This is a genomic window from Peristeroidobacter agariperforans, from assembly GCF_004138335.1.
GTDB lineage: Bacteria > Pseudomonadota > Gammaproteobacteria > Steroidobacterales > Steroidobacteraceae > Steroidobacter > Steroidobacter agariperforans.
Genome location: NZ_RYFW01000007.1, coordinates 212,612 through 234,631 on the forward strand (window position 1 = coordinate 212,612; position 22,020 = coordinate 234,631).

Below are 22,020 nucleotides of genomic sequence, written 5' to 3' on the forward strand. Positions count from 1 at the left end.
ACATTGCCTGAGCTGGAGGTGTGGGGGCTTTATGTACACGCAAGGTTTGGATTCCCTGGGCGCGGATTGCCTGCATCAGGCGACGGACGCCGTGACGCTCGAGCAGCGTTTTCAGAGCAAGGTCGATGCCGACGATCGCATCGAGCCGAAGGACTGGATGCCCGACGCCTACCGGCAGACGCTCATCCGCCAGATCTCGCAGCACGCTCACTCCGAGATCGTCGGCATGCTTCCCGAAGGCAACTGGATCACGCGCGCTCCGTCGCTGCGTCGTAAGGCGGTGTTGATCGCAAAGGTGCAGGACGAGGGCGGTCACGGCATGTATCTCTACAGCGCCGCCGAAACGCTCGGCATTTCACGCGACGAGTTGTTGGAACAGTTGCTCGCCGGCACGGCGAAGTATTCCAGCATCTTCAACTATCCAACCCCGACGTGGGCCGACGTGGGCGCGATCGGCTGGCTGGTCGATGGCGCGGCCATCATGAATCAGATTCCGATCTGCCGTTGCTCGTACGGCCCGTATGCGCGCGCCATGGTGCGCATCTGCAAGGAAGAGAGTTTTCACCAGCGCCAGGGCTTCGAGATCATGATGACGCTGGCTCGCGGCACGCCCGAGCAGCACCGCATGGCGCAGGATGCGCTGAATCGCTGGTGGTGGCCGTCGATCATGATGTTCGGCCCGAATGACGCGGCTTCCAAGCACACTGCGCAGTCCATGCGCTGGAAGATCAAACGTTTCAGCAATGACGAGCTGCGGCAGAAGTTCATCGACATCACCGTGCCGCAAGCCGAGTTCCTCGGCCTGAAGGTGCCGGATCCGGACCTGCGCTGGGACGAGGCGACCCAGCACTACGTGCACGGTCCCATCGACTGGAAGGAATTCGAGGAAGTGCTCAAAGGCAACGGTCCTTGCAATCGCGAGCGGCTCGAGACGCGTCGTCGTGCTCATGAAGACGGCCGCTGGGTGCGCGAAGCCGCGCTGGCCCATGCAGAGAAGCAGCGCGCTCGCGAAACGCAGGCCGCTTGAGGAAATAAATATATGAGTCAGCAACGCAAGCAGTGGCCGCTGTACGAAGTCTTCATTCGTGCGCGCTCGGGTTTGGAGCACAAGCACGTCGGCAGCATTCACGCCGTCGATGCGCGCCAGGCCATCGAGCACGCGCGTGATCTGTACACCCGTCGTCAGGAAGGCGTGAGCATCTGGGTCGTGCGCTCATCGGATATCACCGCATCGGATCCGGGCGATGCCGACGCGCTGTTCGAACCCGCGAAGGACAAGATCTATCGCCATCCGACGTTCTATTCGATTCCGGACGAGGTGAAGAATCTATGAGCGCCGCGGCCGAAACTGTGCTCTCCGCTTCGGCGGACCTGCGCTTCCGCTACGCCGTTCACCTGGGCGACACGAGCCTGATCCTCGCGCAGCGATTGGGCGAGTGGGTGGGTCATGCGCCCGCGCTCGAGGAAGACCTGGCGCTGGCCAACATCTCGCTCGATCTGCTCGGGCAGGCGCGTTATCTGCTGTCGTACGCCGGTGAGATCGAGGGCAAGGGCCGAACTGAGGACGATCTCGCGTTCTTGCGCGACCCGTCGGACTTCACGAATCTGGCGCTGGTCGAGCAGCCCAATGTGGATTTCGGCCACACGCTCGTGCGGCAGTTTCTGATCGATGCCTGGCAGCTGGAATTGTTCGAGTGCCTGCAGGGCTCATCGGAGCCGCGCTTCGCCGAGCTCGCCGCCAAGGCGCTCAAAGAGACGCGCTATCACTATCGCTTCAGCTCGGGCTGGATGGTCCGGCTGGGCGATGGCACCGAAGAAAGTCACAAACGCGTGCAGGCAGGCCTGGATGCGCTGTGGAAATTTACCAGCGAGTTCTTCGCGCCGGGCGCGGTCGACGAAGAGGCGGCGGCAGCCGGATTGGGGCCGGATCCCGCGTCGCTGCGTGCCGCGTGGGCGGCAAACGTCGAGCAGGTGCTGACGGAAGCCACGTTGAAGAAGCCGGCCGATGTTTCCTATCGCTGGTACGGCAAGCGCAATCAGCACAGCGAACATCTGAGCCGCTTGCTGGCCGAAATGCAGTTCATGCAGCGGACCTACCCTGGGGTGCAGTGGTAGCCATGAATCCGGCGCCCGCCAGCCGCACCGATCGATTCGTCGCTCCTGCGGAGCGCGAGATCTGGCGCATTCTGGCGGATGTGCCGGACCCGGAGATTCCGGTGCTCAATGTGGTCGAGCTGGGGATCATTCGTCACGTGCGCGTGGCGGACGACGGCCGTGTGACTGTGGGCGTGTCGCCGACTTACACCGGTTGTCCAGCGACTGAGGTCATCGCGCGCTCCATCGAAACCCGACTGGAAGCGGAAGGCTACCAACATCCCAAGGTCGAGTCGGTGCTCGCGCCGCCCTGGACCAGCGACTGGCTGACCGACAGCGGTCGCGCCAAGCTCAAAGAATATGGCATCGCGCCGCCCGCGCACTCGGTGAGCAATCCGAAACATCTATTTCGCGAGCCGAAGGTGGCTTGTCCTCGTTGCTCATCCCTGCAGACCAGCAAGGTGAGCGAGTTCGCGTCGACGCCTTGCAAGGCGTTGTATCGCTGCTCCAGCTGTCTGGAGCCATTCGAATATTTCAAGTGCATCTGAAGAAATGCTGACTTTTCACCCGCTCAAAGTGGCCGACGTCCATCCTGAAGGCAGCGACGCGCTGTGCATTTCATTTGAAGTGCCCGAGTCGTTGCGCGAGGCATATCGCTTTTTCCCCGGGCAGCACGTCGGAGTGCGTGCGCAGATCGGCGGGCAGGAAGTCCGGCGCACCTATTCGATCTGCAGCGCGGCTGACGATAGTCACTTGCGCATTGGCGTGCGCGTTCACGATAACGGCAGCATGTCGCAGTACCTCGCCAATCAATTGCGGGCAGGCGACAGCATTGAAGTGTTGACGCCGACGGGTCGGTTCTTCGCCGAGCCGCAGCCCGCCGCGGAGCGTACCTACTGCGCTTTCGCCGGTGGCAGTGGCATCACGCCGATTCTGGGCATCGTGAAGAATCTGCTGGCTCGCGAGCCGAACAGCCGGTTCATGCTGTTCTATAGCAATCGAACGACCTCGACCATCATGTTTGCCGAAGAGCTGTTGGCGCTCAAGGATCGCTATCCGACGCGCCTGTCGCTGTATTTCCTCCTGAGCCGCGAGCCGCAGGACGTGGAGTTGTTCAACGGCCGGCTGGATCGCGAGAAGGTCACTTTGCTGAGCAAGGAAGTGTTCGATCCGCTCGACACCGACGCATTCTTCCTCTGCGGCCCTGGCGACATGATCGAGAGCGTGCGCGACACGCTGGTTGGTCTCGGCGTCGACGCCAAGCGTATTCACACCGAACGTTTCGCCAGCGACATGCCGGCGGGCGCGGTTCAATCCACCTCGGCCGCTCAAGCGAAGCCGAAGCGAGCGACAGCGGAAGAGGTCGCGGAAATCACCATCACGATGGACGGTCGTCAGCGCACCTTTGCGATGCTCGACGACGATGCGACCGTGCTCGATGCGGCCGAGCGCATGGGCATGGAGCTGCCGTACTCGTGTCGAGCCGGCGTATGCTCTACGTGCCGGGTCAAGGTCACGCGCGGCAGCGCCGAAATGGCCGTGAACTACGCGCTGGAGCCTTGGGAAGTGAAAGAAGGCTTCGTGCTGTGCTGCCAGGCAAGGCCCACCAGCCGCGAGCTCGAATTAACCTACGACGAGCGCTGACATGACTTATCAAACGATTTTGTTCGAGGTCGCGGGCGGTGTGGCGCGGCTGACCTTGAACCGGCCCGATCGTCTCAATAGTTTCAACGTGCAGATGCATCAGGAAGTGCGCGAGGCGCTTGCGCAGCTCACGAATAACAGCGAGGCCCGAGTGCTCGTGTTCACGGGCGCCGGCCGCGGCTTCTGCGCGGGACAAGATTTGGGTGACCGCGCCGTCGCGCCGGGCGGGCAGGGCGTCGATCTAGGCGATTCCATCGAGAACTATTACAAGCCGTTGGTGCTCGCACTGCGCAATCTGCCGATGCCTGTGATCGGGGCGGTCAACGGTGTTGCCGCGGGCGCCGGAGCCAACATCGCGCTGGCCTGCGATCTGGTCATTGCGGCCAAGTCCGCGAGCTTCGTGCAGGCATTCAGCAAGCTCGGCCTGGTTCCAGATTCGGGTGGCACCTGGTTCTTGCCGCGACTACTCGGCAATGCGAGAGCCATGGGCCTTGCATTGTTGGGCGACAAGTTGCCAGCCGAACAGGCGGCGCAATGGGGACTGATCTGGCGCTGTGTCGAGGATGCGGAGTTCAAGAACACCGTCGATCAACTTGCTACGCAATTAGCTGCCGCGCCCACCCGCGGACTGGCTCGCACCAAACAAGCGATCTACGAATCCTGGAGTCATTCGCTCGAGCAGCAGCTCGATCAGGAGCGTGACTTCCAGCGCGAACTGGGTCGCTCGCAGGACTACGCTGAAGGCGTCGCCGCCTTCACCGAAAAACGCACACCGACGTTCACCGGCCGCTGATCTGCAGCGGCGGGCGAAGGGGATACCATGCAACTCAAAAGTTACATTCAAGGCCGCTGGTTCGCGGGCGAAGGCGAAGCTCAGCAGCTGCGCGATGCCACGACCGGTCAGGTCATCGCTTCGGCCTCATCCACGGGCATCGACTTCAAAGCCACGCTGCGTTACGCGCGTGAAGTCGGCGGACCTGCGTTACGCAAGCTGACGTTTCATGAGCGCGCAGCGCTGCTGAAGCAACTGGCGAAGAAGCTCGGAGAGTTCAAGGAAGAGTTCTACACGCTGTCTTACGCCACCGGTGCGACCAAGACCGATTCGTGGATCGACATCGACGGCGGCTTCGGCACGCTGTTCGCGTACGCGAGCAAAGGCGCGCGCGAGCTGCCGAACAGCAAGGTGTACATCGACGGTGACGTCGAAATGCTGTCGAAGACCGGCACGTTCGTCGGTCAGCACATCTGCGTGCCGTTGGAAGGCGCAGCTGTGCACATCAATGCGTTCAACTTCCCGGTGTGGGGGATGTTGGAGAAGCTGGCGCCGACGCTGCTCGCCGGCGTGCCTGCGATCGTGAAGCCTGCGACCACGACCGCCTATCTCACTGAGCTGGTCGTCCGACGCATCATCGAGTCTGGCATCCTGCCCGAAGGCTCGCTGCAGTTGGTGTGCGGCAGTGTGGGTGATCTGTTCGATCATCTGACCTGCCAGGACGTAGTCTCGTTCACAGGTTCGGCGAGCACGGCGCAGAAGCTGCGCACTCATCACAGCATCGTTGCGCATTCGGTGCGCTTCATCAGCGAGACGGATTCGATCAATAGCTGCGTGCTGGCGCAGGACGCCAAGCCGGGTCAGCCGGAGTTCGAGCTGTTCGTGCGCGAAGTCGCGCGTGAAATGACGACGAAGGCGGGCCAGAAGTGCACGGCGATTCGTAAAGCGATCGTTCCGGCGGCTTATTCGGACGCGGTCGTGGAAGCTTTGAAAGCCTCGCTCGCCAAAGTCGTCGTGGGCGATCCTCGACTCGAGAACGTACGCATGGGACCGTTGGCGGCGTTGTCGCAGCGTCGCGAAGTGTTGGGGCGCATCGGTGAGTTGCGGCGTGAAGCCGAGCTCATTACCGCAGAACGAATCGATCTGGCGGGTGCGGATCACGATCACGGTGCGTTCGTGGCGCCGTCGTTGCTCTATTGTCGCGAGCCACGCAAGGCCAAAGCGCTTCATCACATCGAGGCGTTCGGTCCGGTGTGCAGCGTCGTGCCTTACGCATCTACCAGTGAAGCGATTGGATTCGCCCGCTTGGGCGAGGGCAGCCTGGTCGCATCGGTGTTCACTGCCGACGATGCGCTCGCCACCGAGTTGGTGCTCGGTCTGTCGCCGTTGCACGGTCGTCTGCTCGTCATCAATCGCGATTGTGCGAAAGAATCGACGGGGCACGGTTCACCGCTGCCGGCCCTCGTGCATGGTGGTCCGGGTCGCGCGGGTGGTGGCGAGGAAATGGGCGGCATTCGTGGCGTCATGCACTACATGCAACGCACGGCCATTCAGGGCAGCCCGCAGACGATTGCTGCCGTCACGGGTCGCTGGACGCGAGGCGCCGTGCAGAAAGATCCGGGGCGTCATCCGTTCCGCAAATCCTTCCATGAGCTGCAGGTCGGCGACAGCCTCAATTCGGCCGAGCGCGAAGTGACGCTCGAGGACATCGAGAAATTCGCCGCGCTCTCCGGCGACACGTTCTACGCGCACATGGACGAGGAGGCCGCGGCTCGCAATCCGCTGTTTGGGGGCCGCGTCGCGCACGGCTACTTCCTGGTGTCCGCAGCGGCTGGACTGTTTGTCGATCCGCCGTATGGTCCGGTGCTGGCGAACTACGGCATCGATCGTCTGCGCTTCGTGAAGCCGGTCAAGCCGGGAGATCGCATCAAAGTGCGGCTCACCTGCAAATCGAAATCGCTGCGCGCGGATAAAGGGTATGGCGAGGTGGCGTGGGACACCGAGATCACCAACCAGAACGGCGAAATCTGCGCGAGCTACGACGTGCTGACCATGGTCAGCGAGCAGCCGGTGAGCTGAAGCGCATCACGCCGTCATCGACGGCGGCGAAGCGCAGGTTCATCAGATCGAGCGCATAGTTCTGATACAGGCGCCACGGCGCCTTCGAGCCCTGCTTGGGGAACTGTTCGATCGAACGTTGCACATAGCCTGAGGTGAAGTCGATCCACGGTGTGGCCGTGATCGACGGATCCTCATTGCGCGGCATGCACTGACGATAGCCCTGCGCGTCCATGTAATTCAGCAGCCGACAGACGTACTCGCAGGTGAGGTCGCACTTCAGCGTCCATGACGCGTTGGTATAGCCAAAGGCCGTCGCGAGATTCGGCACATTGCCGTACATCATGCCCTTGTAGCTCATGAGGCGCGCAGGCTCTATCGCCTTGCCATCGACCGTGAGCGCCAGATTGCCGAGCACCTGCAGATTCAAGCCCGTCGCGGTGACGATCAGGTCAGCGGCCAGCTGCGGGCCGGAGCGCAGCCTCAGGCCGTGCTCGGTGAACGTTTCGATGTGGTCCGTGACCACCGACGCCTTGCCTTGCTTCAATGCCTGAAACAGATCGCCGTTCGGCACCAGGCACAGGCGCTGATCCCAAGGGTTGTAGCGCGGGGTGAAGTGACGATCCACGTCGCAGGTTTCACCGAGCTCGTCCTTCACGAGCTGCAGCAGTCGTTGTTTCATTCGCTCCGGCGCGCGACGGCACAAGTTGAAGAACAACATGCCCAGCAGCACGTTCTTCCATCGCGTCACTCCATAAGCAAACTTCGCCGGGAAATGACGGCGCAGCCAGTTGGCAATCGAATCCTCTTCCGGACGTGCGACGATGTACGTTGGTGACCGCTGTAACATCGTCACGTGCGCGGCCTTCTTGGCCAGCTCCGGCACCAAGGTGACCGCAGTAGCGCCGCTGCCGATCACCACGACGCGTTTGCCGGTGTAATCGATGTCCTCGGTCCATTTCTGAGGATGCACGACGCGGCCCCGAAATCGGTCGATGCCTTTGAACTCGGGGGTGTAGCCGGCTTCGTAGCTGTAGTAGCCGCTGCACAGAAACAGGAAGTTGCAGGTGAATCGCGCGATCTCGCCGGACGCCGTCTCTGCTTCGACACTCCACAGCGCCTCGCTCGACGACCAGGCCGCCTGCTTCACGCGGTGATTGAACCGGATTTTTTGATCGATGCCGTGATCGCGCGCCGTATCGCGCACATATTTTAGAATCGATGGCCCATCGGCGATGGCCTTGGCCTCGCGCCACGGACGGAAGGAATAGCCGAGCGTATACATGTCCGAATCGGAGCGGATGCCCGGATAGCGGAACAGATCCCACGTGCCGCCGATGCAGTCACGCCCTTCGAGAATCGCGTAACTCTTCTTCGGGCAGTGCTGCTGCAGGTGATAGCCCGCGCCGATGCCGGACAATCCGGCACCTACGACCAACACGTCGACATGTTCTGCGGCCGATATGTGTGACGTCCAGGTCGTCATATGGGCTCCCCTGGGTGTGCGGGTCAATCGTCGGTGGCGAGGTAGTTCAAGGGCAGGGCAGTCGTGTGCTTGATGGTTTCCAGTGAGAAGCTGGCGCTCACATCCAGAAACGCGCAGCCGGCGATCAGCTTCTTGTAGACCACGTCGTACGCATCGATGTTCGGCACCACGATGCGCAACAGATAATCTACTTCGCCGCTGACCCGATGAATCTCGGTGACTTCGGGAATGTCGCGCACCGTGCGCACGAACTGCTCGAACCAGGCGGCGCTGTGGTTCGAGGTCTTCACGGTCACGAACACCGTGGTGCCGACGTTTACCGATCTGGCATCGAGCAGGGCCACGGTGCGGGCGATCACGCCGCTTTCCTGCAAGCGCTGGATCCGGCGCCAGCACGGCGCCTTGGACAATCCGACGCGCTCGGCGATGTCGGCGGCGGTCAGAGAGCCGTCGTGTTGCAGGAGGTCGAGAATGCGACGGTCGAGGCGATCCATGTAGGGCGAATGCGCGGCGCGGCGAGGTTGCGCAACATTGTTGCGTTCAGCGGGGTCGCTGTCCACGATTTCGCAATCGGGTCGCCGAACGGCTTCGGTAGCCTGTCAGACATGAATACTGTGCGTGCCAATCCGTTTACCGAGCACCCCGCGGCGGCGGGGGAAACGTACCTGGTGCATTTGCGGACAGCGGCCGGCTTTGGTTTCCAGATGGTGTTCGCAGGCATCGCTTGCCTGGTGCACGCGTTACTGCCGTTCCTGTTCGTGCGCACCGGGAGCGATTGCATCTGCCGCTTGTACGAGCGCATGCAAACGCGTCGTCGACGCTACCAAGACTAATAAGACACGCGTTCGGCCCGAGACGGCGCGAATTCTCGCGAGTTGCTCCGATGGGCGACGCCGGGAACCGCCGTTGCTTCGTGCAAGTTCCCTCGAGATAGGTACTGTACGCATCCGGCGACATTGCCGGTGAAAGGGACAACTTTGCGAAGCAGCTCTATAAAATATCCAGCACTGCAGTCCAAGACGCGCCCTCGCGCCTTTGTGCAAGCTCGCTCCGCCTCTCGATAAGGGAATCAATGTGAAAATACTGCCAGCCGCGACGCTGACGCTCGCCGGCCTCGCTTTCGGCATGCCCATGGCTCACGCCGAGGACGGCCAACTCTACGGGCTGTTGCGGTCTCGCGATCTCACTCCGTTCGGCTTCCTGCGCCTGGACATGCGGCCGGCGCATGCCGTGTCGATCGAGCCCGGTAGCTGGGCGCTCGAGACCGAAGTGGCCTATCAGAACACCTGGGCGCTGAGCCCCGACGTGGAGGAGTATCTGACCAGCCAGGAGTCGCGCGGCCGCCGCGATCTCGGACCCGAGGAACTGCAGGCGATCCGCGATCTGCCCGGCGAAAATTATCTGATCGACCTGGAGCTGGCGCTGCTGGACGTCACCTTCCACTACAAGATCTCCAACGTCTGGACGGCCTACCTCATCGCCAGCGGCGTGTCCTTCCAGGGCGGCTTTCTCGACGGCACCATCGAAGGGTTTCACGACACGTTCGGCTTCAGCTCCTTCGGCCGGCCGGCGGTGTCGAAGAATCAGGTCAATCTGATCTATGACTTGAAGTCGAGCCAGTACGCGAGCCTCGGCACGGCGACCGACGGCGGTCTGCTCGATCCCACCATTGGCTTGCGCTACACCGGTTGGACGCTGCCAGGGAAGTGGCACCTCGCGACGGAAGTGGCGGTGAAAGTGCCCGTCGCGGGCCGTCGTGAGCTGCTATCAACCGGGCGCACCGACTATGGCGTGCAGGTGTCGTTACAGCGCAAGGGCCAGCATCACGCGTTCTATCTGGATGCCGCGGCTGTCTACTACGACGGTGCGAGCCAGGTGTCGCCCCAGGACGCGCAGTTGATCCCGACCGTGATCTTTGGTTACGAGCGCATGCTGACCGCGCGCACCAACGTCAACCTGCAGGGATACATCAGCAAGAGCGTGTACTCGCACGACGAGACCGATCTCGAGGAACTGCTCGGCGAGAAATACCAGGTGAGCTTGGGTCTGCGCCATCGACTCAACAACTTCCTGATCACGTTCGGTATCACCGAGAACCTGCAGAACGTCAACAACACGCCCGATATCGGCTTCCAGTTGGGCCTGGCGTGGGTGCCGCTGTCGTCCATGCCCTCACGTTGACACTGCTTGCGAGAGCGGCCGCGTGATGCTATCTAGCGGCCGCCCATGTCCCAGCCCTCTGCCGAATCCATCGTCGCCGCCGGTCCGTTCAGTGACTGGCTGCGGAAAATGCGCCGCTCTTTGCAGGGCAACGACGGCATGGACGTGCCTTGCGGAGACTGCGTCGGCTGCTGCGTGTCAGGCTACTCGTTACAGCTTCGGCCTGAGGATCACAAAGCGGCGGCGCGAATACCCGCGACATTCGTGGTAAGCGCCGCGGGATTCGCCAAGGGGAATCTGACCGTGAGAGCGCTGGAGAATGGCTTGTGCCCGATGCTCGATGACGGCAAGTGCTCCATCTATTCCGTCCGGCCGCAGACCTGTAACGATTACGACTGCCGCATCTTCGCCGCAGCCGGCATCGATGCGGGCGGTGAGGACAAGGCCGTCATCAATAAGCGCGTGCGAGAGTGGCGCTTCTCATATCCAGAACACATCGATGAATTGGAACACGCCGCCGTGCGTGCAGCGGCGACGTTCATTCGCGATCGACGTGACAGCTTCACCGTCCGCGTGCCCGCAGGCCCGATGGGCATCGCGGTGTTCGCGATCAAAGCCTACCAAGTGTTTCTCGATCCGGCGACGAGCGCGAAGCAAGCAGCCGAAGTGGCGCGGGCAATCATCGATGCCGTTCGCGCATTCGACTCGAATGTCGCCTAGCGGTTACTGACACTCGGTTGGCATGGCTGCGCATCGGCCGATGCACGCCCCGTATTGTCCGGCATCCATGCCGGCAAGCTCGCAGCCCGCGGGTTTGTTATCGGGAGGACTCGCCTGGCACTGGGCGGTTCTGGCCTGAGCCATGGCGTTTTCGTGAGCGCAGGTGTGCATACACAGGCCATAGCCGCCGGGCCACAGTGCACAGTGGCTTGGCTTGCTGTGTACGACGGGCGGAGTGCGGGACGAGGCCGGACTTCCGCTGGAGGCGCAGCCCGTCAGGCAGGCTAGAACGAAGAGCGAGATGATCCTGTTCATGGTTGCTTCCTGCAAACGAGGTGAGCTTGAGTCTATTCCTCTAGCGCTGCCGATGCGTCGTCCCTCACTTCAAGCTGGCCAGATAGGCGCGCCAGCCTCCAAACGACGTGATCTCGCGCGCGCCCTGTAATCCGATGGGCTCGCAGATGAAACCCTTCACGATGCGGCCGTCATCGAGCTCCAGCGAGCCGATGCCCAGCGGCGCGGGAATTTCCGCGACGAACGAGCCGAAGCGGTCGAGCGGCACATCCCAAAGCTCGACCTCGATTGGTGCACCCGCAGTTGCTTTCACCAAGCCGGGTTTGGGCGGCGTCGTGTTGGCGAGCGCGTACAGCTGATAAGTCGCCGCAGTCCGGCAGCGTTCTACAAACACGGCATCACGCGATGTCAGCTGATGATTGAGCGGCATGCCAGTCAGATGGGCTCCAACCACGGCGAGGCGCACAGTCGTGGCAGGAGCCGACGGCTTTGTTTCTTTCGCGACGGCCGAGAACGCGCGACCAGTCGCTCCGAGCGGGAGAGACAGGTGCTGCTGCCAGCGTTTGCCGAGCTCGGCCAATGTTCGATCCTGCCAGGCCGGCGCGATCAACGTGATCCCGGCAGGCAGGCCGTCATCGCGGAAATGAGCCGGCAGCGCCAGCGCCGAAAGATCGGCGAGATTGGTGAAGTTCGTGTAGGTCCCGAGACGCGAATTGAGCCGTACGGGATCGTCCAACACTTCCGCGATCGTGTAGATGCTCGGTGTCGTTGGCGCCAGCAGCGCTGTGAATCCTTCCAATGTATGGTTGATGAGGCGGGCGAGCGCGGCGCGGCGGTACTCATATTTGAATGCATCGACCGCGTTGAACCGGCTTGCGGTCGAAACAATGGATCGAATAACCGGGTGCAAGGCTTCGGGGTCGCGTTCCAGCAACGATTCGGCGACCGCGTAGCGCTCGGCGACCCACGGCCCTTCATATAACAATGCAGCGAGTTGAGCGAAGGGTGAGAAATCGATCGGCGCGATGTCTGCGCCCAGCGCTCGCCAGGTTTCGATCGCCTGATCGAATGTTTTCCGTGCTTGCGCGTCGCCAAAGAACTCCAGTGAGTCGGGCACCGCCAGGCGCAGCGTCGTCATCCGTACCGGCGTCTCAGGAAATGCCCGAGAGTAGGGATCGTTCGCGTCATAGCCGCCCGCGATGGCCGCGACTTCGTCGGCGTCCTCGACGGTCAGCGCGAACACCGACACGCAATCGAGCGTGCGGCACGCGGGCACGACACCCCTGGTGCTCAAATAGCCGCGCGTGGGCTTCAGTCCGACGATGTTATTAAAGGCAGCGGGCACGCGACCCGAGCCGGCCGTGTCCGTGCCGAGCGAGAAGGGCACGAGCCCGCGCGCGACGACACTGGCCGAGCCGGCGCTCGATCCGCCGCTGATGTACTCGCTGCGAAACGCGTTGCTCACAACACCGTAGGGCGAGCGTGTGCCGACCAGCCCGGTCGCAAATTGATCCAGGTTCGTTTTACCGAGCAAAATCGCACCGGCCTCGCGCAGACGTCGAATCGTCGTGGCATCTTCGTTGGCGGTGTAACCATATGCCGGGCACGCGGCGGTGGTCGGCCAGCCGGCAGCGTCGATGTTGTCCTTGGCAGCGAAGGGGATGCCATACAAAGGCAGCTGCGAAGTGTCACCGCCGACGGCGCCCAGCCGATGTTCCAATTGCTCCAGCTGGGTTCGCAGTCTGGCAGCGTCGATTCGGGCGATCCACGCGCTGTCGCCGTCGGCCACGGGCGACGCATCGTAAACATCATTCAGCTTCAGCCGGCCGCTGCGATACGCGGCGCGCCAGTCGGCCAAGGTCCAGCCGATCCTGGAGGGCGATGAGAGATGCATGTCTTTTTCCTGTGCTCGAGCGCAAGCTGGGTCCTGAATGCAATCCTGATGCCCGGAAAAGAGGCCCTCGGGTGGGCGGTTGCCGCGTTTATTGCACTACATCGGGTCTTTGGCCGGGGCGTTTGCACCGCTTGTGACCGTATCCCCGGGCAGTTTCGGTGTGAGTGTTATGATCCGCCCCCATGCAACGAGATCTCGACAAGATGCGCCGGCGGCCGTTCTTTTTTCCGCTGGTGCTCCCGGTACTGTTGTTCATCGCTTTGGTGGCAGCTGCCGCGTGGTTGTTCGATGCCCGCGCGACCACGGTGGTGTTCGTCGTCCGTCATGCCGAGGTGGAAGCGGGCAATGACCCCGATCCTCCGCTGAGCGTCGAAGGCCGCGAGCGTGCGGCGCGTCTGGCGACCATGCTTTCCAAGGCGCGTCCGGTGCGTGGCCTGGATGCTATTTTTGCCTCGGAATTTCGCCGCGCTCACCAGACCGTCACGCCCTTGTCCGAAACCCTGGCTCTGCCTGTGAACGTCGTACCGTCGGCGACCTGGGCGGACCTGGCCAAGCGCATCACTCGCGAGCATCGCGGCGAATATGTGCTGGTGGCCGGCAACCCCAATAACATCCCGCAGCTGGTGCACGCGTTGAGCGGCGAGACGGTGACGGTGGCCGAGGACGACTACAGCACGATGTTCGTAGTGTTCGTGCCCCAGGTATCGAAGACCAAGGTCGTGAGCCTCAGGTATTAGGCGTTCGATGAAAGCCGCTGCACACGCTTGCCAGCCGCAGGCCCGGTGCTACAATTCGCGCCCTTCGGTGGGCCCGTAGCTCAGCTGGGAGAGCGCCTCGTTCGCAATGAGGAGGTCAGGAGTTCGATCCTCCTCGGGTCCACCAACTTCCCCACAATCCTAACCAGAACAATGACTTAGTCGGGCACGACCCAACGAGTCGAGTCTCTTTTCAACCGGTAGGAGTGGCAGAGACCGCCGCATGCTCACCAGAATCGCGTCCTTCACCGCGCTAATGATGAGCGCGCTCTGCACGACTGCCGGCGCCGCCGAACAGGCGCCCACCCAGACCGCCGCCGACCCCATCGCCCAGCGCGCCGTGATGACCGGCGAGCAAGTGGTGCAGATCCTCGACGAGACCGTCGACTGGTATCGCACGCTGGGCACGCAGCAACAGGCCGCGACCCAGCCCAGCGACCTGCTGATTCTTTACGCCAATCGCCAGACCGCGGACAAAGTCATGGCGCTCGCGTTCGAGATCGCGCGGGCCAATGCGGAGCTGATCAGCAGCGAGGCCGGGGCTAAACAGGAGCAGCAGGAAGCCAGCTCGCCGGAAACGGCGTCGCTCACGCGAATCAAGAAGAAGCTCGATGACCAGCGCACCGAACTGCAGGGCGAGATCGAAGGCGTGCGCCGTCAGATCGCGGCAGCGTCGGGCAAGGATCGGGAGGAGTTGCAAGCCCGGGTCGCGGTCCTGCAAAGCGAACTGGATCTTCTCAACGCCCGCCGCAATCTGTTCGCGAACATGACTCAGTACGCGAACGAGAACGCCGGCGCCAACGCGCTCAAAGCGCATATCGATGCGATTGCCGCGTCGATCCCCGCGAGCGCTGGGCCCGTCACGACGACCACCACGACGAGCGCGCCGGCCGCTGGGTCGACGTCGGTCACCGCTGCGGTGAGCACCTCGCTCAGTCAGTTCGGCATCTGGGATTTGACGGCGACGGTGCTGCGCTTGTCGGCGAAGGCACGCACTATCGAAACAGTCGACCGGCGCACGGAGGATCTGCAGGAGGTCTTTACGCAGATTCGCGAAAAGCCGCTGGATCAGTTGAAGGCGCTGTCCACGCGCAGCGATGAGCTGGCGGCGGAGGCGGCAAAAGACGCCTCGAAGCTGAAGTACGTGCGCGATCAGTACGACACCATCGCGTGGCTGTTCCAGCAAACCTCCGGCATCGTGACGCCGCTGAGCAAAGCCGAAGTGCTGCTCACACAGTATCGAAACAATCTCGACAACTGGCGGGAGGCGACACAGCGTCAGACGCGCGATGCATGGCGCGCGCTCGGCATTCGGCTCGCGATCTTTGCGGGCTTGCTGGCGCTGGTGTTCACCGCTGCTGAACTGTATCGACGCGCGGTGTTCCGTTACGTGACTGACGCGCGTCGACGCTCGCGTTTGTTGCTGCTGAGAAAGATTTTGCTGTGGGCGCTCGTCGTCGCCATCGCGGCCGCGACCTTTGCCACCGAGTTGGGATCGCTGGCCACGTTCGCTGGCCTCATTACCGCGGGTCTCGCGGTGGCCATGCAAAGCGTGCTGGTCTCGGTCGTCGGTTATTTCTTCCTTATCGGCAAGTACGGCATTCGCGTCGGCGATCGCGTGCAGGTCGGCAACGTGACGGGCGAGGTGATCGATCTTGGTCTGGTCCGCTTGCACTTGATGGAATTGAGCGGGCAGGACGGCGCGATGAGCCCGACCGGGCGCGTCGTAGCCTTTGCGAACTCCATCATCTTCGGCGCGACGGGTGGCTTGTTCAAACAAATCCCTGGCATCAACCTGGCGTGGCACGAGATCACCGTGCGCTTGCCCTCCGGCGCCGACGCGGCGGCGCTGAAGACGAGGCTCATCGAAGCAGTCGCCGGCGTGCTGAAGGATTATCGCGACGACATCCTGCGGCAAACGCAGGAAATCCAGCGCACGGCGCAGGTGCACGGCAGTGCGGATGCGCAGGCCCAGGTTCAGCTGCGTTTCTCGGCGGAAGGCGTCGATGCGATCGTGCGCTATCCGGTCGAGTTGCTGCACGCTGCCGAGATCGACGAGCGCGTGTCCCGAGAAGTGCTGCACGTGATTTCGTCGGAACCCGCGGCGCCTCCGACTGCTTAACACCAGCATTGGTGGAGCAGTGAGGAGACGTTCATGGCGACTCACACGAAGCAGAGTCATTTGACTCGCAAGACGAAGACGCCGGGCACGATGAAGGAAGTGCTGTCGGCCAACGTCCGTCATCAGCAGCGGCGGGCCAATGCCACCGCCAGTCCGCCCGAGGCACAGCGCTCTGCGCATCAGCGGATCAAGGACGCGGACCGCAAGCGGAAGGCGCACTGACGCGGATCATTTGATGCGTTAGGGGCGTTACGCCGCCGAATCCTGCAATGGGAGCGGTGTGATGGCGCGATCCGGCGGTCTCCGGTTTGGTTACAAGCTGATGTCGGAAACCACCGGACCGCGCGAGCTGGTCCGCAATGCGCAGCTGGCCGAGGAGGCCGGTTTCGATTTCGTCGGCTTATCCGATCATTATTTGCCGTGGCTCGAATCCCACGGCCACTCGCCATTCGCGTGGAGTGTGCTCGGCGCGATTGCGGAGACTACCGAGCGCGTCGGCATCGCGACCGGGCTTACTTGTCCCATCATTCGTTATCACCCAGCGATCATTGCGCAGGCTGCCGCGACTATCGGTGTCATGAGCGAAGGGCGGTTTACGCTGGCGCTCGGTGCGGGCGAACGTTTGAATGAGCACGTCGTGGGTTATGGGTGGCCACCGGTGCATCATCGCCACGGGATGCTGCGTGAGGCGGTCGAGATCATGCGCGGGTTGTGGGAGGGCGGGCTGTTCTCACATAGCGGCGAATATTACGAAGTCGAGAGCGCCCGCATTTACGATTTGCCGGAAGCGTCGGTGCCGATTGTGATCGGCGTGAGCGGCAAGAAGTCCGCGACGCTCGCTGGCGAGTTGGGGACGGGGATCATGGCGGTCGAGGCTGAGCCGAGTTTGATCAAGGATTGGAAGGCGGCCGGCGGCGGTGACGGTGCGCGTTACCTTGAGCTCTCGTTCGCTTATGCACGCTCGGAGAGAGAAGGTCTCGAGCTCGCCCATGAATATTCCCGTTTCGGTGCGCTTGGCTGGGAAGTGCTCGCTGAGTTGCCCGGCGTGAAAGGTTTCGAAGGCGCCACTAAGCACATCAAACCGGAAGATCTGAAGGACAGCATTCCGCACGGGCCGGACCCGGAGCCTTATATCGAACAGATCAAGAAAGCGATCGATGCGGGCTTCGACCATCTCGTATTGATGGGCGTCGGGCCGGATCAGGCAGGATTCATCCGCTTCTTCGAGCAGACCCTGGCGCCGGAGGTGCGGGGGTTGGCTCAAAAAGGGCGTGCCAAGGCGGCGACCAAGAACAAGAAGTAAGGGGCCGCGCTCAATGGATCGTCATGCGCAAATGAAGTCCCCAGCCGAACATCAGAAATAGTAGTAGCTTCGCCGCAGCGAACGGCCAGGTCTCGGCTTTACGGTACAGGGCAAAGACCAGACTTCCGGTAAAGGCGAGGCCGGCAAAGGCCAGACCGGGCATCAGGTCATAGGGCTCCGGTGTCGACGACAGTGGCGGCACGGCTAAGAAGAATGCGAGGGCTAGCAGGCCAAATTCAGCTATTTGTTTATAGGTGTCGCGCATGCACTTCTTGCTGTACGGCGTGTTCGCTAGCGTCGTCATCTTACTACGCGCTGCGTGCATGAAGCTGCCATGGCGGACATGGCCGCTGAACGTCCCGGACCCATTCCCGAGCGCTGCGGTATGATCCTCGCCGGACCTTCCGTGGAGAGTTTCGATGTCGTCGAGTAGCGTAGCCGGGGCGGTAGTCGCCGGGCAGAAGCGGCCGTTGGCGCCGGCTGCGGCAGCTGCGTTGAGTGAGCGGTTTGGGGATCGTTACGTCACCTCGGACGCTGTGCGAGAGCATCACGGTCGTGATGAGTCCGCGTACGACATCACCCCGCCAGACGCGGTGATCTTCGCGCATTCGACTGAAGATGTAGCGTTCACTCTGGCACTAGCAAACCAACACAGCGTGCCTGTCATCGCCTACGGCGCAGGTTCGTCGTTGGAAGGGCATTTGCTCGCCGTGCAAGGCGGGATTTGTCTCGATCTCTCCCGCATGAATAACATCCTCGAAGTGGACGCCGCCGAAGGCATTGCCGTCGTCGAAGCGGGCGTCACGCGCAAGCAGCTCAACGAGCATATTCGGCAGGAGGGCGTGTTCTTCTCCGTCGACCCGGGCGCCGATGCGACGATCGGCGGCATGATTGCCACGCGTGCGAGTGGCACAAACGCGGTTCGCTACGGAACGATGCGTGAGAATGTTTTATCGCTGACGGCCGTGACGGCGAGTGGCGAAATCATTCACACAGGCACGCGCGCGCGTAAATCTTCGGCTGGATATGACCTTACCCATTTGTTGGTCGGCAGCGAAGGAACGCTGGCGATCGTGACGCAGGCGGTGGTGAAGCTGCGGCCGGTGCCGGAGGCGTCAAGTGTGGCGGTCGGGCACTTTCCTGATGTGGACGCCGCGGTGCGTACGGCGAGCGAGATCATCCAGTATGGCTTACCGATTGCGCGGTGTGAGTTGTTGGATGAGATGACGGTGATGGCGGTCAATCGATACAGCAAGCTCACGTTGCTCGAACAGCCCATGCTGTTGATGGAGTTTCACGGCAGCGAAACGTCGGTGGCCGAGCAGGCGGCGGTGGCCGAAGAGATTGCGAAACAGAACGGCGGTGAGGAGTTTCGCTGGACGAAGCTGCCCGAGGAGCGTACGAAGCTGTGGAGCGCGCGACACAACGCCTATTTCGCGACCCTGCAGTTGCGGCCGGGCTGCCGGGTGTTTTCGACCGATGCGTGCGTGCCGATTTCGAAGCTGGCGCAGTGTATTGCGGAGACGAGGGCGGACTTGTCGGCCAACGGCATACTCGCGACAGTGCTGGGGCACGTGGGCGATGGGAATTTTCACGTGTCGATGGTGCTCGATCCTACCAATCAGAAAGAATGGGAGACTTGCGAGCAGTTCAACGACCGGCTCGTGCACCGAGCCATCGCGATGGGCGGCACGTGCACGGGTGAGCACGGAGTGGGGTTGCACAAGAAGCGCTTCCTCGAAGCGGAGCACGGCAAGCAGGCGGTGGGGGTCATGCGCGCGCTGAAGCGAACGATGGACCCGAACAACATCCTCAACCCGGGCAAGATCTTCGATTAGATCGGCCCGGCCGCCTTCGGCGACCGGGCCTGCAAAGGTCGCGCCCAATCCTCAGGCGAGCGTGGCGAGCAGTTCGTCGAGCTGCGCAAACGTTTCGTGAGTCGCGTCCGCGGCGCCAGTACCGGCGGCGTCGAGCGCTTCCTTCGACGGGTAGAGCTCGCTCATGACGAGCAGCGTCTTGCCGCCCTTGTCCTCGAAAGTGACGGTGGTGACGGAGCCGTTCTCGCCGCCTTCTTCGTTGGTCCACACGATGCGCGAGGGCGGCGTGACCTCGATGTAGCGACCGAAGAAATCCATGCCGTCGCCGAAGTTGAGGCGGTACTTACCGCCGGTGCGCACGTCCATCTCGCAGGACTTGAGCGTCATGCCCATCGAGCGCGGCACCCACCATCGCTTGAACAATTCGGGGTTGCTCCAGGCCTCGAACACGAGACGAGGGGGGCCGTCGAACAGTCGCGTCACGACCAGCTCGCGATCGGACTTCCGCTCAACCGTCGTCGGATGCTTCACGGCCGCCTCGCTACTTTTTCTTGCGTCCATCGATCTTCTCCTTGCGTTTCAATTCTTCGACGATCTGGTCGAGTGCGCAGAAGCGCGCGTCCCAGAGCTGGTGGTATCGCTCGATCCAAGCCGCGACTTCCTGCAGTCCGCGCACGCCGAGCTTGCAGTTGCGAACCCGGCCAACCTTCTCGGTGATCACCAGCCCGGCCTGCTCCAGCACGCCGACGTGTTTCTTCATGCCGGTGAGTGACATCTCGAAACGGTCGGCGAGGTCCGTGATCGAGGCGTCGGCGCGGCCAAGCTGCTCGAGCACGCCGCGGCGAGTGACGTCGGACAGGGCGGCGAACGAGGCGTCCAGGTGGGCTTGATTAAACTGAACCATATGGTTCAGTATGAGGCAACGGCTGGACGAGTGCAATGGATGGCGGGCACGGCAAGAATGAGCCCTGCCTGCCGCCACAAACCTGCAATCTTCCCGCGACGATTCTGTAAAACGCCCCCTGCATAGTTCACGGCCATCATGCGCTGTTGCAGAGGGGTTGCTATGCGTTCGCAGTCTGTGTTGCTGGCCGCTGCGGTTGCGGCTACGTTTTCCGTCGCCGCTCATTCGCACGATCAATATTCCCACTCAAACGAACAGGACAAGTACGAGGAGCGCCTGGAAGGAATCGGGGCTCGCAACAAGGCGGCGCAGCGGCTGACGTGGCGTGATTCGCGTTGGAAACACGATCCGGTCGTCAACATCAAGCTGCTCGGCATCAACGATTTTCACGGTCAGCTGTCGCCTCGTGCCGTCGGCGCTCGGCCGGCGGGTGGCGCGGCGGTGCTCGCTTCTTATCTGCGTGCGGCTTCGGAAGCGGCGAAAGACGGCGCGGTCATCATTCATGCGGGCGACCATGTCGGTGCGTCGCCGCCGAACTCGGCGTTGCTGCAGGACGAGCCGGCGATCAGCGTGATGAATCAGCTTGCGAACAAGCAGTGCTTGCCGGTGAAGCTGTTCCGCAAGCTGCCATATGAGCTGCAGGCTTACACGCAGCCCCGGTGCAACATCGTCGGCACCTTCGGCAATCATGAATTCGACGAAGGCATCGGCGAGGCGCTGCGCCTGGTTTACGGCGGCAATCATGAAGACGGTCCGTTCCTCGAGAAGCGCTGGCAGGGAGCCGGGTTCCCGTATATCAGCGCAAACGTCATCGACGAGTCGACCGGCCGCCCGGTGCTGCCGCCTTACACCATCAAAGTGATGAACGGCGTCGCCATCGGCTTCATTGGCGCGGTGTTGAAAGAAACGCCCACGATCGTGACGCCCACGGGCGTCGCCGGCCTGAAGTTCATCGACGAAGCCGATGCCATCAATGCTTCGGTGAAACAGCTGAAGCGTCAGGGTGTGAAGACCATCATCGTCACCATTCACCAGGGCACGGGTCAGACCAGCTACACCGGTCCGACCGATCCGGAGGTGCTGCCGCCGAGCGGCCCGATCGCAAACATCGTCAAGCGCCTGGACAGCGAAGTGGACGTGGTGGTGTCCGGTCACGCGCACGGCTTCACGAATGCGCTGGTGCCGAACAACGTTGGCAAACAGATTCTGCTGACGCAGGCGTTCTCGGCCAGCACTGCGTACGGCGACATCGATCTCGCCATCAGTCGCAAGAGCGGTGATGTGGTGGAGAAGTCCGCCGCCATTGTCACGACCTGGGGCGACGAAGGCCCGGGCCTGGTGCCCGATGTGAAAGTGGCCGAGCTCGTGGCGCAGGCCGATGAGCGGGTCGCGCCGCTGGTGAGTCGCGTCGTCGGCACGGTGACGACGGCGTTGACCCGCACTGAAAGCGGCGCGGGCGAATCGTCGCTCGGCAATTTGATCGCCGACGCGCAACGTGTGGCGACCGATGCCGAATTCGCCTTCATGAATCCCGGTGGCATCCGTGCGGATCTGGCGGCGGGCGAGGTGACCTGGGGCGCGCTGTTCACGATTCAGCCCTTCGGCAACGACCTGGTGTCCATGGACCTGACCGGCGCGCAGATCAAGACGCTGCTCGAACAGCAGTGGCAAGGCCAGGCGTTCCCGAAGATTCTCAAGACCTCGGGCCTGACCTACACGTGGGATAACGCCCGCGCGGTCGGCGATCGAGTGACGCAGATTCTCAAGGCCGACAGTACGCCGCTCGATCCGGCGGCGACCTATCGCGTGACCGTCAATAGCTTCATGGCCGCGGGCGGCGACGGCTTTCTGGTGCTGCCGCAGGGCACGAACCGGGTGGTCGGCCCCGTCGATCTGGAGGCGCTGGTCGAGTACGTGGAATCGCTGCCGCAGCCGTTCAGCGCCGCCATCGAAGGGCGCATCGTCCGCATCAATTAAGAATGTAATGACCGGAGCGC

The 22,020-nt window shown here is 62.5% G+C and carries 22 protein-coding genes and 1 tRNA gene; 17 read left to right on the top strand and 6 right to left on the bottom strand.

What is annotated here, in order from left to right:
* Nucleotides 1–31: 31 nt before the first annotated feature.
* Genes paaA through paaZ form a run of 7 tightly spaced genes read left to right on the top strand, consistent with a single transcriptional unit; the run spans nt 32 to nt 6,589 of the window.
* Nucleotides 32–1,027, top strand: coding sequence for a 1,2-phenylacetyl-CoA epoxidase subunit PaaA (gene paaA / locus EK373_RS31460; protein WP_129649331.1), 996 nt, complete (start codon nt 32–34; stop codon nt 1,025–1,027).
* Between the two features lie 12 nt (nt 1,028–1,039).
* Nucleotides 1,040–1,333, top strand: a complete 294-nt coding sequence (gene paaB, locus EK373_RS31465) for a 1,2-phenylacetyl-CoA epoxidase subunit PaaB (protein ID WP_129649332.1) — start codon at nt 1,040–1,042, stop codon at nt 1,331–1,333.
* Nucleotides 1,330–2,115 (top strand): 1,2-phenylacetyl-CoA epoxidase subunit PaaC, encoded by a 786-nt coding sequence (gene paaC, locus EK373_RS31470; RefSeq protein ID WP_129649333.1) that lies wholly within the window; start codon nt 1,330–1,332, stop codon nt 2,113–2,115. The genes paaB and paaC overlap by 4 nt, the downstream gene beginning before the upstream one ends.
* Before the next feature lie 2 nt (nt 2,116–2,117).
* Nucleotides 2,118–2,642, top strand: coding sequence for a 1,2-phenylacetyl-CoA epoxidase subunit PaaD (gene paaD, locus EK373_RS31475; RefSeq protein ID WP_129649334.1), 525 nt, complete (start codon nt 2,118–2,120; stop codon nt 2,640–2,642).
* 4 nt (nt 2,643–2,646) lie between these two features.
* Nucleotides 2,647–3,738, top strand: coding sequence for a 1,2-phenylacetyl-CoA epoxidase subunit PaaE (gene paaE, locus EK373_RS31480; RefSeq protein WP_129649335.1), 1,092 nt, complete (start codon nt 2,647–2,649; stop codon nt 3,736–3,738).
* A gap of 1 nt (nt 3,739) precedes the next feature.
* The gene (gene paaG, locus EK373_RS31485; protein ID WP_129649336.1) at nt 3,740–4,531 is read left to right on the top strand and encodes a 2-(1,2-epoxy-1,2-dihydrophenyl)acetyl-CoA isomerase PaaG; all 792 of its coding nucleotides are present in this window, start codon (nt 3,740–3,742) and stop codon (nt 4,529–4,531) included.
* 27 nt (nt 4,532–4,558) lie between these two features.
* Entirely contained in the window at nt 4,559–6,589 is a 2,031-nt protein-coding gene (gene paaZ, locus EK373_RS31490) for a phenylacetic acid degradation bifunctional protein PaaZ (RefSeq protein ID WP_129649337.1), read from the top strand.
* Here paaZ and EK373_RS31495 read toward each other — a convergent pair.
* Both EK373_RS31495 and EK373_RS31500 read right to left on the bottom strand, forming a co-directional pair.
* A complete protein-coding gene (locus EK373_RS31495) occupies nt 6,567–8,054 on the bottom strand; it encodes a flavin-containing monooxygenase (protein WP_129649338.1) in 1,488 nt (495 codons plus the stop codon). The genes paaZ and EK373_RS31495 overlap by 23 nt on opposite strands.
* Nucleotides 8,055–8,077: 23 nt before the next feature.
* Nucleotides 8,078–8,548 (bottom strand): Lrp/AsnC family transcriptional regulator, encoded by a 471-nt coding sequence (locus EK373_RS31500; RefSeq protein WP_129649339.1) that lies wholly within the window; start codon nt 8,546–8,548, stop codon nt 8,078–8,080.
* Nucleotides 8,549–8,659: 111 nt separating this feature from the next.
* Between EK373_RS31500 and EK373_RS31505 the strand changes: the two genes are divergently transcribed.
* From EK373_RS31505 to EK373_RS31515, 3 genes are all read left to right on the top strand, one after another.
* Nucleotides 8,660–8,887, top strand: a complete 228-nt coding sequence (locus EK373_RS31505) for a DUF6356 family protein (protein WP_129649340.1) — start codon at nt 8,660–8,662, stop codon at nt 8,885–8,887.
* Nucleotides 8,888–9,128: 241 nt separating this feature from the next.
* Entirely contained in the window at nt 9,129–10,235 is a 1,107-nt protein-coding gene (locus EK373_RS31510; protein ID WP_129649341.1) for a DUF3187 family protein, read from the top strand.
* Nucleotides 10,236–10,280: 45 nt separating this feature from the next.
* Nucleotides 10,281–10,934 (top strand): YkgJ family cysteine cluster protein, encoded by a 654-nt coding sequence (locus EK373_RS31515; RefSeq protein WP_129649342.1) that lies wholly within the window; start codon nt 10,281–10,283, stop codon nt 10,932–10,934.
* 379 nt (nt 10,935–11,313) lie between these two features.
* Here the strand turns inward: EK373_RS31515 and atzF are convergent, their stop codons facing one another.
* On the bottom strand, nt 11,314–13,122 hold the full coding sequence (gene atzF, locus EK373_RS31520) for an allophanate hydrolase (RefSeq protein WP_129649343.1): 1,809 nt from the start codon (nt 13,120–13,122) through the stop codon (nt 11,314–11,316).
* 182 nt (nt 13,123–13,304) lie between these two features.
* On the opposite strand from atzF, the gene EK373_RS31525 reads away from it, so the two are divergent.
* From EK373_RS31525 to EK373_RS31545, 5 genes are all read left to right on the top strand, one after another.
* Nucleotides 13,305–13,859 (top strand): SixA phosphatase family protein, encoded by a 555-nt coding sequence (locus tag EK373_RS31525; RefSeq protein WP_129649344.1) that lies wholly within the window; start codon nt 13,305–13,307, stop codon nt 13,857–13,859.
* A gap of 69 nt (nt 13,860–13,928) precedes the next feature.
* Nucleotides 13,929–14,004, top strand: a tRNA-Ala gene (locus EK373_RS31530).
* A gap of 96 nt (nt 14,005–14,100) precedes the next feature.
* Nucleotides 14,101–15,999 carry a mechanosensitive ion channel domain-containing protein gene (locus tag EK373_RS31535; RefSeq protein ID WP_129649345.1) on the top strand — a complete coding sequence of 633 codons (1,899 nt, stop codon included), beginning with the start codon at nt 14,101–14,103 and terminating at the stop codon, nt 15,997–15,999.
* A 33-nt stretch (nt 16,000–16,032) separates the two neighbouring features.
* On the top strand, nt 16,033–16,221 hold the full coding sequence (locus EK373_RS31540) for a hypothetical protein (protein ID WP_129649346.1): 189 nt from the start codon (nt 16,033–16,035) through the stop codon (nt 16,219–16,221).
* Nucleotides 16,222–16,282: 61 nt separating this feature from the next.
* The gene (locus EK373_RS31545) at nt 16,283–17,302 is read left to right on the top strand and encodes a TIGR03557 family F420-dependent LLM class oxidoreductase (RefSeq protein WP_129649347.1); all 1,020 of its coding nucleotides are present in this window, start codon (nt 16,283–16,285) and stop codon (nt 17,300–17,302) included.
* 10 nt (nt 17,303–17,312) lie between these two features.
* On the opposite strand, the gene EK373_RS31550 is transcribed toward EK373_RS31545, so the two are convergent.
* Nucleotides 17,313–17,567: a hypothetical protein gene (locus EK373_RS31550; protein WP_129649348.1), complete on the bottom strand. Its 255-nt coding sequence runs from the start codon at nt 17,565–17,567 to the stop codon at nt 17,313–17,315.
* 154 nt (nt 17,568–17,721) lie between these two features.
* On the opposite strand from EK373_RS31550, the gene EK373_RS31555 reads away from it, so the two are divergent.
* A complete protein-coding gene (locus EK373_RS31555) occupies nt 17,722–19,140 on the top strand; it encodes an FAD-binding oxidoreductase (protein WP_129649349.1) in 1,419 nt (472 codons plus the stop codon).
* A gap of 51 nt (nt 19,141–19,191) precedes the next feature.
* On the opposite strand, the gene EK373_RS31560 is transcribed toward EK373_RS31555, so the two are convergent.
* Nucleotides 19,192–19,680, bottom strand: a complete 489-nt coding sequence (locus tag EK373_RS31560; protein ID WP_129649350.1) for an SRPBCC domain-containing protein — start codon at nt 19,678–19,680, stop codon at nt 19,192–19,194.
* Nucleotides 19,661–20,023: an ArsR/SmtB family transcription factor gene (locus EK373_RS31565; protein WP_129649351.1), complete on the bottom strand. Its 363-nt coding sequence runs from the start codon at nt 20,021–20,023 to the stop codon at nt 19,661–19,663. Before EK373_RS31565 ends, EK373_RS31560 begins: the two co-directional genes overlap by 20 nt.
* A 162-nt stretch (nt 20,024–20,185) precedes the next feature.
* Here EK373_RS31565 and EK373_RS31570 point away from each other — a divergent pair, with 162 nt between their 5' ends.
* On the top strand, nt 20,186–22,000 hold the full coding sequence (locus tag EK373_RS31570) for a bifunctional metallophosphatase/5'-nucleotidase (RefSeq protein WP_129649352.1): 1,815 nt from the start codon (nt 20,186–20,188) through the stop codon (nt 21,998–22,000).
* Nucleotides 22,001–22,020: the final 20 nt, after the last annotated feature.